This is a genomic window from Kitasatospora sp. NPDC034533, from assembly GCF_055575155.1.
Genome location: NZ_JBVITE010000002.1, coordinates 83,046 through 95,763 on the forward strand (window position 1 = coordinate 83,046; position 12,718 = coordinate 95,763).

General features: G+C 71.2%; 9 protein-coding genes and 2 tRNA genes. All 11 read right to left on the bottom strand.

From position 1 onward, the window contains the following. Window positions 1–67: 67 nt before the first annotated feature. The 11 genes from ACZ55U_RS02035 to dnaN all read right to left on the bottom strand — a co-directional run bounded on the left by ACZ55U_RS02035 (window position 68) and on the right by dnaN (window position 12,407). Window positions 68–196 carry a DLW-39 family protein gene (locus ACZ55U_RS02035; RefSeq protein ID WP_014137031.1) on the bottom strand — a complete coding sequence of 43 codons (129 nt, stop codon included), beginning with the start codon at window positions 194–196 and terminating at the stop codon, window positions 68–70. Between the two features lie 338 nt (window positions 197–534). Further along, window positions 535–608 (bottom strand) — tRNA-Ile (locus tag ACZ55U_RS02040). 105 nt (window positions 609–713) lie between these two features. Further along, window positions 714–787 (bottom strand) — tRNA-Ile (locus ACZ55U_RS02045). A gap of 16 nt (window positions 788–803) precedes the next feature. Then, window positions 804–2,198, bottom strand: coding sequence for a class I SAM-dependent methyltransferase (locus ACZ55U_RS02050; RefSeq protein ID WP_465521414.1), 1,395 nt, complete (start codon window positions 2,196–2,198; stop codon window positions 804–806). Window positions 2,199–2,453: 255 nt separating this feature from the next. Beyond that, window positions 2,454–3,155 (bottom strand): DUF3566 domain-containing protein, encoded by a 702-nt coding sequence (locus tag ACZ55U_RS02055; protein WP_465521416.1) that lies wholly within the window; start codon window positions 3,153–3,155, stop codon window positions 2,454–2,456. 150 nt (window positions 3,156–3,305) lie between these two features. After that, window positions 3,306–5,843 (bottom strand): DNA gyrase subunit A, encoded by a 2,538-nt coding sequence (gyrA, locus tag ACZ55U_RS02060; protein WP_465521760.1) that lies wholly within the window; start codon window positions 5,841–5,843, stop codon window positions 3,306–3,308. 131 nt (window positions 5,844–5,974) lie between these two features. After that, window positions 5,975–7,996 carry a DNA topoisomerase (ATP-hydrolyzing) subunit B gene (gyrB, locus tag ACZ55U_RS02065; protein WP_465521418.1) on the bottom strand — a complete coding sequence of 674 codons (2,022 nt, stop codon included), beginning with the start codon at window positions 7,994–7,996 and terminating at the stop codon, window positions 5,975–5,977. Window positions 7,997–8,266: 270 nt separating this feature from the next. Next, the gene (locus tag ACZ55U_RS02070) at window positions 8,267–8,731 is read right to left on the bottom strand and encodes a DciA family protein (RefSeq protein WP_465521762.1); all 465 of its coding nucleotides are present in this window, start codon (window positions 8,729–8,731) and stop codon (window positions 8,267–8,269) included. A 245-nt stretch (window positions 8,732–8,976) separates the two neighbouring features. Continuing rightward, window positions 8,977–10,110: a DNA replication/repair protein RecF gene (gene recF / locus ACZ55U_RS02075; RefSeq protein ID WP_465521420.1), complete on the bottom strand. Its 1,134-nt coding sequence runs from the start codon at window positions 10,108–10,110 to the stop codon at window positions 8,977–8,979. A 40-nt stretch (window positions 10,111–10,150) separates the two neighbouring features. Next, window positions 10,151–11,026, bottom strand: coding sequence for a phosphogluconate dehydrogenase (NAD(+)-dependent, decarboxylating) (gnd, locus tag ACZ55U_RS02080; RefSeq protein WP_465521422.1), 876 nt, complete (start codon window positions 11,024–11,026; stop codon window positions 10,151–10,153). Between the two features lie 250 nt (window positions 11,027–11,276). Continuing rightward, window positions 11,277–12,407: a DNA polymerase III subunit beta gene (gene dnaN, locus ACZ55U_RS02085; protein WP_392868688.1), complete on the bottom strand. Its 1,131-nt coding sequence runs from the start codon at window positions 12,405–12,407 to the stop codon at window positions 11,277–11,279. Between the last annotated feature and the right edge of the window lie 311 nt (window positions 12,408–12,718).

Below are 12,718 nucleotides of genomic sequence, written 5' to 3' on the forward strand. Positions count from 1 at the left end.
GGCCGGCCGGCCCGGGAGGCGCCGTCCGGCGCCTCCGGAACTCGTCGATCGTCAGATCGCCCGGGGCTCAGCGACCGGCCGGGACCGGGTCGGTGGCCTCGGTCCACAGGTCCTGCTCGGCGCGGTCCGCCTGGACCTGACGGTAGACAAAGAAGCCGCCGAGGGCGACCAGGGCGACCAGGAGAAGCTTCTTCACCGCGGGACCTCGTCCTTCTTGCGTTGGTGGACTCAAGAGCGGGATCCGGCGGAATGACCGGGCCGACGAGTCCAGATGGTGTTTCGAGCTCGAACGGGCGGACCGGGTGCCAGACTGCCCTTGCGGCCGATGATACACACCGGTGTCCCAATCGTGACCAGCCACCGGCACGGCCAACCCGGCGGTCCGGTCCCAGGATTGACGCCGCGGCTCCCGGCCGCCGCCCCGGCCGCCGAATGGAGCGGCCCGGAGGCCCCCGAGGCCGGGCGGACGGCCCCGGCCCGCCGACGAAGACGCCGAAGGGCCCGGAGTGGATCACTCCGGGCCCTTCGTGGAGGTGGGCCTAACAGGACTTGAACCTGTGGCCTCTTCCTTATCAGGGAAGCGCTCTAACCGTCTGAGCTATAGGCCCTCACCGAACAGAGATCGTACCGGACTCCGGCCGCACCGGTGGCCCGCCCGATCTCGGGAAGTGTCGAAGGGCCCGGAGTGGATCACTCCGGGCCCTTCGCGGTTGTGGGCCTAACAGGACTTGAACCTGTGGCCTCTTCCTTATCAGGGAAGCGCTCTAACCGTCTGAGCTATAGGCCCTTGCCGCACTGAAAGATTAGCGGACCGACCGCCGATCTCCCAAATCCGTATCGGCCGGGGCCGCGGCAACGCCCCCCGTGACCAGCCCCGGCGCGGCGGCGGAGGGGCGCACCAGCCACTCCTCGCGGGTCGGCGGCAGGCCCGCCGCGCCCTCCTCGGTGCTGCGTACGGCGAGGACCTGGTTGACCCCGATCCGGTTCTGCTCGAAGGCGAGCGCGGAGGCCGCCATGTACAGCCGCCAGACCCGGGCCCGGCCGAGGCCGACCAGCCGGACCGCCTCCGTCCAGTGCGCCTCCAGGTTGGCCACCCACTCGCGCAGGGTCAGCCCGTAGTGCTCGCGCAGCGACTCGACGTCCCGGACCTCGAATCCGGCCTCCTCCAGCCGGGCCACGGTGGAACCGACGGGGGAGAGCTCGCCGTCCGGAAAGACGTAGCGGTCGATGAAGGGGCTGGTGCGGTGCGGTTCGCCGGGGCGGTCGGGGCGCCGGGCGATCTGGTGGTTGAGCAGCCGGCCGCCGGGCACCAGCAACCGGTACAGGCCCTCGGCGTAGATCCGGTACTGCTCGGAGCCGACGTGCTCGGCCATCCCGACGCTGGAGATCGCGTCGAAGGGGCCGTCCACGACCTCCCGGTAGTCCTGGAGGCGGACCTCCACCCGGTCGGACAGGCCGGCCTCCTCCACCCGGGCGCGGGCCAGCGCGACCTGCTCCTTGGAGATGGAGACGCCGACCGCGGTGACCCCGTAGTGCTCGGCGGCGTGCAGCAGCAGCGAGCCCCAGCCGCAGCCGACGTCCAGCAGGCGCATTCCGGGCCTCAGGCCGAGCTTGCGGCAGATCAGGTCGAGCTTGGCCTCCTGGGCGGCCTCCAGGCTCTTCGCCTCCGGCGTCCAGTAGGCGCACGAGTAGACCATCGAGGAGCCCAGCACGAGGCGGTAGAAGTCGTTCCCGACGTCGTAGTGGTGGCTGATGGCCTCGCGGTCCCGGCTGCGGCTGTGCAGCCGCCCCCGGGCCGTGCGGGCCTCCTCCCGGGGCGGCTCCGGTTCGAGGCCGATCGCCCCGGCCCGCAGCGCGGCGGCGAGCACCCGGCGGCCCGGCGCGCCGAGGACCTCGCGCGGCCCCAGCTCCCGGGTGCGGATCTCCGGCAGCTCGGCGAAGCGGGCGACGGCGGAGAGCGTCTCGTACAGGTCGGTGCCGGGGGCGAGGTCCAGGTCCCCCGCGACGTAGGCGCGGGCCAGGCCCAGCTCGTCCGGCCGCCAGACCAGCCGGCGCAGCGCCCGGCGGTTGCGCAGCACCACGGTGGGCGCTCCCGGAGGCCCGGCGACGCTGCCGTCCCAGGCCTGCACCCGCAGTGGTACCGGGACCCCCAACAGCCCTTCCAGGGCCTCGACCAGTTGACCTGCGAGCTTCGCCACCGCGCGCCTCCGTCCAGTCGTCCTGTGGAAACCTGCTGCCCCGGTCGGGCGGACCGGGGCGGTCGGCGGCACTCCCAGGCGCGGGACGGGCGGCACCAGCTAAGCCCACGGCGGGTGCCCGGTTTCCGGGCGGCGCGCCGCGGGCCACCGGCTGTCACCCGAAATGCCGACGGACCCCAGGCTGGAACAACAGCCGGGGTCCGTGCATTCCGCCCGTGGACGGCGAACTGAATACCAGTCAGGATCTGGCCGGAATCAGTCCTCCTCGGCCAGGGTGAGCTCCACGCCGCCGGTGAAGCCGGCCGCCGCGTTGTAGATGAACGCGGAGAGCGTGGACAGGGCGGTCAGCAGGACGACGTCGACGACGGCGATCAGCGTGGTGAAGGTCATCACCTTGCCGAAGCCCACGTAGTCCATCAGGTTGACGCCGCCGTTGCTGTCCGAGCCGGTGACGTCCTTGAGGGTCTTGGTCAGCGAGTCGAAGACGCCGAGCGAGTCCAGCGTCATCCACAGCACCGCCGCGGCCACGATGATGATGATGCCGACGGCCAGCGACAGCAGGAAGCTGACCTTCATCACGGACCACGGGTCGACCTTGGTCACCCGCAGCCGGGCCTTGCGGGTCCGGCCGAGCCCGGGGCCGCCGGCCGCGGGGGGACCGGCGGGGCGGCGCGCCGCTCCCGCGCCGCCGGGGCCGACCACCGGGGTCCCGCCGGGCGGGGTGTTGCCGCCCTGGACCCGGGTGCCCCGGGCCGGGGTCGGCTGGCCCTTGGCGTACGTGGTGGGCTGCGAGAAGCCGCCGGCACCGGTCTGGCCCGCTCCACCGGTCGGCGGCATCAGCGAGGTGGACGCGGTCGAGTGCTCGTTCGGCGGCTGCGGGACGCCGTACGATCCCCCGCCCTGCGCGCCCGGACGGCCGCCGGAGGTTCCTCCCGCAGCACCCGTGGCTCCACTCACCTGGTCCTCCCGCACTTCCCACCAGGACGGCGGCGCCGCCCTGCTTCGTCACTCGTCACCCAGCGCCCGGCGGGATTGCCCGGAACTGGTCGGCGTCCGGTGCCGCCGCGCCCATCCGTTGGACGCGACGGCACCGGTCTGCGGTTCGGTTCAGGCCTCGACGTCTCCGTCGACCGCCGTCGCCGCGCCCTCGGCCGTCTCGGTGGACTCGGTACCCGCCACCTCGTCCTCCGCAGTCTCCTCGTCCTCGGCCTCCGCGTTGCGGGCCATGCCCACGACCGCGTCGCGCTTTCCGAGGTTGATCAGTTGGACGCCCATGGTGTCACGTCCGGTTTCACGAACCTCGGAAACCCTCGTGCGGATCACCCCACCCGAGAGGGTGATCGCCATGATCTCGTCGGACTCGTCGACCACGAGCGCGCCGACCAGCGAGCCGCGGCCTTCGACGATCTTCGCCGCCTTGGTGCCGTAGCCGCCGCGTCCCTGGACACGGTACTCGTCCACACCGGTGCGCTTGGCGTACCCGCCGTCAGTGGCGGTGAAGACGTAGGTACCCGGACGGACGACGTTCATCGAGAGCAGTTCGTCGTCCTCGCGGAAGGCCATGCCCTTGACGCCGGAGGTGGCGCGGCCGGTGGGCCGGAGGGCGTCGTCGGTCGCGGTGAAGCGGATCGACTGGGCCTTCTTGGAGACCAGCAGCAGGTCGTCCTCGGCGGAGACCAGCTCGGCGCCGATCAGCTCGTCGTCCCGGCCCTCCTCGTCCTGGCGCAGGTTGATCGCGATCAGGCCGCCGGAGCGCGGGGAGTCGTAGTCCTTGAGCGCGGACTTCTTCACCAGGCCGGCCCGGGTGGCGAGGACCAGGTACGGCTTGTCCTCGTAGGTGCGCACGGCCATCACCTGGGTGATGTGCTCCTCCGGCTGGAAGGCCAGCAGGTTGGCCACGTGCTGGCCGCGGGCGTCGCGCCCGGCGTCCGGCAGCTCGTAGCCCTTGGCCCGGTAGACCCGGCCCTTGTTGGTGAAGAACAGGATCCAGTTGTGGGTCGTCGTCACGAAGAAGTGGTCGACGATGTCGTCCTGCTTGAGCTGGGCACCGCGCACGCCCTTGCCGCCGCGCTTCTGCGAGCGGTAGAGGTCGGAGCGGGTCCGCTTGACGTAGCCGCCACGGGTGATCGTGACGACGATGTCCTCCTCGGCGATGAGGTCCTCGATGGAGAGGTCGCCGTCGGACGGGATGAGGGTGGAGCGCCGCTCGTCGCCGTACTTCTCGACGATCGCGGTGAGCTCCTCGGAGATGATCTCCCGCTGGCGGGTCGGCGAGGCCAGGATCGCGTTGTACTCGTCGATCTTGCGCTGGAGCTCGTCGTGCTCGTCCGTGATCCGCTGGCGCTCCAGGGCGGCCAGGCGGCGCAGCTGCATCTCGAGGATGGCGTTGGCCTGGAGCTCGTCGATGTCGAGCAGGCCCATCAGGCCGGTGCGGGCGGCGTCGGCGCTGGCCGAGGCCCGGATCAGCGCGATGACGTCGTCGATCAGGTCCAGGGCCTTGAGCAGGGCGCGCAGGATGTGGGCGCGCTCCTCGGCCTTGCGCAGCCGGAACCGGGTGCGCCGGACGATGACCTCGACCTGGTGGTTGACCCAGTGCCGGATGAAGGCGTCCAGTGACAGGGTGCGCGGCACGCCGTCGACCAGGGCCAGCATGTTGGCGCCGAAGTTGGTCTGGAGCTCGGTGTGCTTGTACAGGTTGTTCAGCACGACCTTGGCGACCGCGTCGCGCTTGAGCACGACCACCAGGCGGGTGCCGGTGCGGGCCGAGGACTCGTCGCGGACGTCGGCGATGCCGGCGATCTTGCCGTCCTTGACCAGGTCGGCGATCTTCAGCGCGAGGTTGTCCGGGTTGACCTGGTACGGCAGCTCGGTGATCACCAGGCACTGGCGGCCCTGGATCTCCTCGACCTCGACCACGGCCCGCATGGTGACGGAGCCGCGGCCGGTGCGGTAGTAGTCGTCGATCCCGCGGCGGCCGACGATCAGCGCGCCGGTGGGGAAGTCGGGGCCCTTGATCCGCTCGACCAGGGCGTCCAGCAGCTCCTCGGCGGAGGCCTCCGGGTTCTCCAGGTACCAGAGCGCGCCGGAGGCGACCTCGCGGAGGTTGTGCGGCGGGATGTTGGTGGCCATGCCGACCGCGATGCCGGTGGCACCGTTGACCAGCAGGTTGGGGAAGCGCGCGGGCAGGACGGTCGGCTCCTGCGAGCGGCCGTCGTAGTTCGGCGCGAAGTCGACGGTCTCCTCGTCGATGTCGCGCATCATCTCCATGGCCAGCGGCATCATCTTGCACTCGGTGTAGCGCATCGCCGCCGCCGGGTCGTTGCCCGGGGAGCCGAAGTTGCCGTTGCCGTCCACCAGCGGCATCCGCATCGACCACGGCTGGGCCAGGCGGACCACGGTGTCGTAGATCGAGGTGTCACCGTGCGGGTGGTAGTTGCCCATGACGTCGCCGACGACGCGGGCGCACTTGTAGTAGCCCTTCTCGGGGCGGTACCCGCCGTCGTACATCGCGTAGAGCACGCGGCGGTGCACCGGCTTGAGGCCGTCGCGGACCTCGGGCAGCGCACGGCTGACGATCACGCTCATCGCGTAGTCGAGGTACGAGCGCTGCATCTCGGTCTCGAGCTCGACCGGCTCGATGCGCATGGTCGCCTGGGCGGTGGCCTCGGCGGCCTCGGGCGTCTCGGGCTGGTCGCCTTCGGGACGGTTGTCGTCGACCACTGGTGGTCAGTTTCCTTTCACGCGGACTGGAACGTGCGGGGCCTGGGGTGCAGGCGTCACACGTCCAGGAAGCGGACGTCCTTGGCGTTGCGCTGGATGAAGGAGCGGCGGGCCTCGACGTCCTCGCCCATCAGCACGGAGAACAGCTCGTCGGCGCGGGCGGCGTCCTCCAGGGTGACCTGGAGAAGCAGCCGGTGCTCGGCGTCCATGGTGGTGACGCGCAGCTCCTCGGCGTTCATCTCGCCGAGACCCTTGAAGCGCTGGATCGCGTCGTCCTTGGGCAGCCGGCGCCCGGCCTCCACGCCGGCGGCGACCAGTGCGTCGCGCTCGCGGTCGGAGTAGGCGTACTCGAAGTCGTCCTTGCCCCACTTGATCTTGTACAGCGGCGGCATCGCGAGGTAGACGTACCCGGACTCGACCAGCGGCCGCATGAAGCGGAACAGCAGGGTCAGCAGCAGGGTGCGGATGTGCTGTCCGTCGACGTCGGCGTCGGCCATCAGGACGATCTTGTGGTACCGCAGCTTGGACTCGTCGTAGTCCTCCTGGATGCCGCAGCCGAACGCCGAGATCAGCGCCTGGACCTCGGTGTTCTGGAGGACCTTGTCGATCCGGGCCTTCTCGACGTTCAGGATCTTGCCGCGGATCGGCAGGATGGCCTGGGTGCGCGGGTCGCGGCCCTGCTTGGCCGAGCCGCCGGCGGAGTCACCCTCGACGATGAAGATCTCGCACTCGGACGGGTCCTTGGACTGGCAGTCGGAGAGCTTGCCCGGCAGCGAGGCGGACTCCAGCAGGCCCTTGCGGCGGGTGAGGTCGCGGGCCTTGCGGGCGGCGACGCGCGCGGTGGCGGCCTGGATGGACTTGCGGATGATGTCCGCGGCCTCGTTGGGGTTGCGGTCCAGCCAGTCGTTGAGCTGCTCGTGGACGACCTTCTGGACGAAGGTCTTGGCCTCGGTGTTGCCGAGCTTGTCCTTGGTCTGGCCCTCGAACTGCGGCTCGCCGAGCTTGACCGAGATGATCGCGGTCAGGCCCTCGCGGATGTCCTCGCCGGAGAGGTTGTCGTCCTTCTCGCGGAGCAGCTTCTTGTCCCGCGCGTAGCGGTTGACGAGGCCGGTCAGCGCGGCGCGGAAGCCCTCCTCGTGGGTACCGCCGCCGTGGGTGTGGATGGTGTTGGCGAAGCTGTAGACCCCCTCGGTGTAGGAGGAGTTCCACTGCATCGCGACCTCCACCGAGATCGCCTTGTCCTTGTCCTCCGCCTCGAAGTCGATGACCGAGGGGTGGATGACCTCGCCCTTGCGGGAGTTGAGGTGGGCGACGAAGTCGGCGATGCCGCCGTCGTACTTGTACGTGACGGAGAGCGGCTTGCCCTCCTCGTCCACGTGCTCGGGGCGCTCGTCGGTCAGCGAGATGGACAGGCCCTTGTTGAGGAAGGCCATCTCCTGGAAGCGGCGGGAGAGCGTCTCGAAGGAGTAGACGGTGGTCTCGAAGATGTCGCCGTCGGCCCAGAAGGTCACCGTGGTGCCGGTGCGGTCGGTCTCCGCGCCCTTGGCCAGGGGGGCGGTCGGGGCGCCCATCTTGTAGTCCTGGGTCCAGATGTGGCCTTCGGTGTGGATCTCCACCGCGAGCCTGGTGGAGAGCGCGTTCACCACCGAGACGCCGACGCCGTGCAGACCGCCGGAGACCGCGTACCCGCCGCCGCCGAACTTGCCGCCCGCGTGCAGCACGGTGAGCACGACCTCGACGGCCGGCTTCTCCTGCCCGGGGACGATGCCGACCGGGATGCCGCGCCCGTTGTCGGCCACCCGCACGCCGCCGTCCGGCAGGATCGTGACCTCGATGGTGTCCGCGTGCCCGGCCATGGCCTCGTCGACGGAGTTGTCCACGACCTCCTGCACCAGGTGGTGCAGGCCACGCTCACCGGTCGAGCCGATGTACATGCCGGGACGCTTGCGGACGGCGTCGAGGCCCTCCAGCACCTGGATGTTGCTGGCGTTGTAGGACTTCTCGCCCTGATCGGTCTGGTCTGGGGTCTGGCTGGGGTTGCCGGAATCGGCCACGAAGCGCCCTCTCTGGCACAGCACGGGCCGCATCCCCAATCCCGTGCGGGCGGGCGTGCGACCACAGCGTTCTGACTCGGTTGCCACTAGCAACAGTGTTTGGCTTTCAGTCTACCGGTACGACTGACAGAGATGGGCGTTTGGCAGCCCTTGAGGGCAGATACGCCGCCCTGAATCCCCTCTGCACATGTCCCGATACTCGACCGGGGGGCCCAGGGCGCCTGGAAGGGCTGTCAGGGGTTCCGGAAGATCGCCATCCGGTCCGCGCTCCCGGGGGACCGGCCGAGGCCCCGGTCAGCCCCAGGTGTCGCCCGGCCCCTTGCTCCCCGGCGCGCGCAGCCGGCCGTAGCCGCGGGCGGGCGCCGCCGGGCCGAGCACCTTGATGGTCCGGACCGTCCCGTGGCCCAGCTCGTGGTTCAGACGTGCCACCAACTGCCTTGACAGCCAGCGTAGTTGAGTGGCCCAGGCGGTGGAGTCGCACTGCACGGTGAGCACCGCGGCGGCCTCGTCGTAGGAGGAGGGGTGGCAGTGCGCGGCGATGTCCGGGCCGACGATCTGCGGCCAGCGGCCCATCACCCCGCCGACCGCGGCCGAGGACTCCCAGCCGCGCTCGGTCAGCAATCGGTTCAGCGCGGCACCCAGCGGGACCGGGTCCCGGCCGTCCGAGCGGGCGCCGCTGCGCAGTCCGTGCCGCTTCGCCTCGCGCTTCTCCCGGACCTGCTCACCGCGCTGGCGGGCCTGGGCCCGGGCCGCCCGCAGCGCGGAGCGGGCGAGGTCGGCGCCGGTCGGCCGCGGGGCACCGGCCTCGGACGCGCCGGGCTCGGGGACAGCGGGTCCGGGGACACCGGGCTTGGAAGCGCCCGGCCTGGGGGAGTGCTCCGCCGGCTCGCTCACGGCGATCTCCTTTCCCCAGCCTGTGGACAACGCTGAACGGTCCAGCGTACGGGAGCGCACACGGGACGGGCCGCCGGGTGCGCCCGGCGGCGGGGGTACGGGGGGAGCGGTCAGGCGTCGATCCGGCGCACCGCGCCGTCGGAGACCGCGAACCGGGCGCCGGCCAGCGCCTTCGGCACGTCCTCGGCGACCGCCGCCGTCACCAGCACCTGCTCGCCGTCGGCCACCAGCTCGGCCAGCCGGTCGCGGCGGGCGGCGTCCAGTTCGGCGAAGACGTCGTCCAGGATCAGCACCGGTTCACCGCCGTCGGCGCGCAGCAGCTCGTACGAGGCCAGCCGCAGCGCCAGCGCGTACGACCAGGACTCGCCGTGGCTGGCGTAGCCCTTGGCGGGCAGCGGGCCGAGCTTGAGCACCAGCTCGTCGCGGTGCGGGCCGACCAGGGTGACGCCGCGCTCGACCTCCTGCCGGCGCACCGCCCGCAGCGCGTCCAGCAGCTGCTCCTCGGCCTGCTCGCGGCTGGTCGGCAGCTCGCCCTCGAAGGAGCTGCGGTACTCCAGGGCGGTCTCGCCGCCGCCGGGGGCCAGCTGCCCGTAGGCGGCCGTCACCAGCGGTTGCAGGGCGGCCACCAGCTGGATCCGGAAGGCCGTCAACTCGGCGCCGGCGCGGGCCAGGTGGCCGTCCCAGACCTCCAGGGTGGACAGGTCGGCGCCCTTGCCGCCGCCGGCCCGGCGGGCCATCGCGGCGGTCTTCAACAGGGCGTTGCGCTGCTTGAGGACCCGCTCGTAGTCCTGCCGCACCCCGGCCAGCCGGGGAGCCCGGGCGGTCAGCAGCTCGTCCAGGAAGCGCCGCCGCTCACCCGGGTCGCCCTTGACCAGGCTGAGGTCCTCGGGGGCGAACAGCACGGTGCGCAGCAGGCCCAGCACGTCGCGCGGGCGGACGTTGTCGGAGCGGTTGATCCGGGCCCGGTTGGCCTTGCCCGGGGTGAGCTCCAGCTCGACCAGGGTGGAGCGGCCCCGGTCCACCACCGAGATGCGGATCACCGCCCGCTCGGCGCCCAGCCGGACCAGCGGGGCGTCGGTGGCCACCCGGTGGCTGCCCAGGGTGGCGACGTAGCCGATCGCCTCGACCAGGTTGGTCTTGCCCTGGCCGTTCGGCCCGACGAAGGCGGTCACGCCCGGGTCGAGGGGAACCTCGGCCCGGGCGTACGACCGGAAGTCGGCGAGCGACAGATGCGCGACGTGCATGGCTGTGGACTGCGCCCGCCTTCTGTGGAGGAGCTGCTGGTTACTTGGACTCGACCGCGTGGCCGCCGAACTGGTTGCGCAGCGCGGCGATCATCTTCATCTGCGGCGAGTCGTCCTGGCGGGAGGCGAAGCGGGCGAACAGCGAGGCGGTGATCGCCGGCAGCGGGACGGCGTGGTCGATCGCCGCCTCAACGGTCCAGCGGCCCTCGCCGGAGTCGGCGGCCCAGCCGCGCAGCTTGTCCAGGTGCTCGTCCTCGTCCAGGGCGTTGACGGCCAGGTCGAGCAGCCAGGAGCGGATGACGGTGCCCTCCTGCCAGCTGCGGAAGACCTCGCGCACGTCGGTGACCTCGGGGGCGGCCTCCAGCAGCTCCCAGCCCTCGGCGAAGGCCTGCATCATCGCGTACTCGATGCCGTTGTGGACCATCTTGGCGAAGTGGCCGGCGCCGACCGCGCCCGCGTGCACGCTGCCGAACTCGCCCTCGGGCTTGAGCGCCTGGAAGATGGGCTGGACCTTGGCGACGTGCTCGGCGTCGCCGCCGTACATCAGCGCGTAACCGTTCTCCAGGCCCCAGACGCCGCCGGAGACGCCGCAGTCGACGAAGCCGATGCCCTTGGCGGCCAGCGCCTCGGCGTGCTTGACGTCGTCGGTCCAGCGGGAGTTGCCGCCGTCGACCACCACGTCGCCGGGGGAGAGCAGCTCGGCGAGCTCGTCGACGGTCGCCTGGGTGGCGGCGCCCGCCGGGACCATGACCCAGACCACGCGGGGGCCCTGGAGCTTGGTGACGAGCTCCTGGAGGCTCTCGACGTCGGAGATGTCCGGGTTGCGGTCGTAACCGATGACGGTGTGGCCGGCGCGGCGGATCCGCTCGCGCATGTTGCCGCCCATCTTGCCGAGACCGATGAGGCCGAGCTCCATGACCAAGTCCTTACCTGTGGTGACGTGCCTGCCGGCGGCGCCGTTGCCGCACTCCTTGAGCCTACGCGCTGCGCTGGGTCCGGCCGCCTGCGATCGAGCCGGCCGGGGGAGACGTCCACAGGCTGTGCACAGCGGGTGTGCACAGCCTGTGGACGGAAGAGCGGGCTGGGGATCAGCCGGAGAGGCGGACCGGCATGCTGTGCCCTGTGGGGGGCGGCCCCCACACCCCGGGATCACGCCGGCCCGGATGTCAGCCGGAGAGGCGGACCGGCATGATCAGGTACTGGTAGGCCTTGTCCTCCTCGGCGTCCACCGAGACCTTGCCGCTGAGCAGCGCCGGCTTGGTCGGGGTGGTGAAGCTGAGCTGGGCGAAGGGGGAGTCGATGGCCTTGAGGCCCTCCTCCAGGTAGCCCGGGTTGAAGGCGATCGAGATGGCGTCGCCCTCCAGGGAGGCCTCGATCCGCTCGGTGGCCTGGGCGTCGTCGCCCGAGCCGGCCTCCAGGGTCAGCACGCCCTCCTCGAAGTTCAGGCGGACCGGGGTGTTGCGCTCGGCGACCAGCGAGACGCGCTTGAGCGCCTCCAGGAAGGGCTGGGTCTGGATCGCGGCGACGGCGTTGAACTCCGTCGGGAACAGGCTGCGGAACTTGGGGAACTCGCCCTCCAGCAGCCGGGTCGTCGTCCGGCGGCCGGCGCCCTCGAAGCCGATCAGGCCCTCGCCCGCGCCGCCCGAGGAGAGCGCGATGGAGACGTTGTCGCCGCTGCCGAGGGACTTGGCGATGTCCTGGAGCGTCTTGGCCGGGACCAGCGCGACGGCGGAGATGTCCGACTGCTCGGGCTTCCACAGCAGCTCGCGGACGGCGAAGCGGTAGCGGTCGGTGGCGGCCAGCGTGATCCGGTCGCCCTCGATCTCGACCCGCACACCGGTGAGCACCGGGAGGGTGTCGTCCCGGCCGGCCGCGACCGCGGCCTGGCTGACGGCGGAGGCGAAGACGTCACCGGAGACGGTGCCGGTGGCGGTCGGCATCTGCGGGAGCGCGGGGTACTCGTCCACCGGGAGGGTGGGGAGGGTGAAGCGGGAGCTGCCGCAGACCACGCTGACCCGCTGGCCGTCGGTGGAGATCTCCACCGGCCGGTTGGGGAGGTTGCGGGAGATGTCGTTCAGCAGCCGGCCGGAGACCAGGACGGTGCCGGCCTCCTCGACGTCCGCCTCCAGCTCGACCCGGGCCGAGACCTCGTAGTCGAAGCCGGACAGCGCCAGGCTGCCCTCCTGCGCGGTCAGCAGCAGGCCGGCCAGCACCGGCACCGGCGGCCGTGCCGGGAGGCTGCGAGCAGCCCAGGCCACCGCCTCCGCGAGGACGTCACGCTCCACCCGGAACTTCACCGGTAACCGCCTCCTGGATCGAGCGCTCCCGCTCGCACTCTGGTTCGTCTGATCTTGATCGTCGGTCTGGCTGTCCACCGAGCTGTGCCGCTCCGCTTCCAGTCGCAAGGACAGTCTGACGTACTCCGCCGACAGACGGGGCAGACGGGCGGAAGCGACCCGAACAGGTGTCGGGGCCCGGTTGTCCACAGATTCGGGGCCCACCCACTTTGAAAGCAAGTCCGGGGTCTAAATGTGTAGTGGTAGTAGTAGGGCCTGTGGAAACCGTGGATAACCCCGTTTCCGCAGGTCAGAGCCCGAATTTTGTCCAC

What these genes read in the sequence shown, in the direction of transcription:
- recF (WP_465521420.1), bottom strand. Translation starts at nt 10,110, where the DNA reads ATGCACGTCGCGCATCTGTCGCTCGCCGACTTCCGGTCGTACGCCCGG.
- gnd (WP_465521422.1), bottom strand. Translation starts at nt 11,026, where the DNA reads ATGGAGCTCGGCCTCATCGGTCTCGGCAAGATGGGCGGCAACATGCGC.
- gyrA (WP_465521760.1), bottom strand. Translation starts at nt 5,843, where the DNA reads ATGCGCATCGAGCCGGTCGAGCTCGAGACCGAGATGCAGCGCTCGTAC.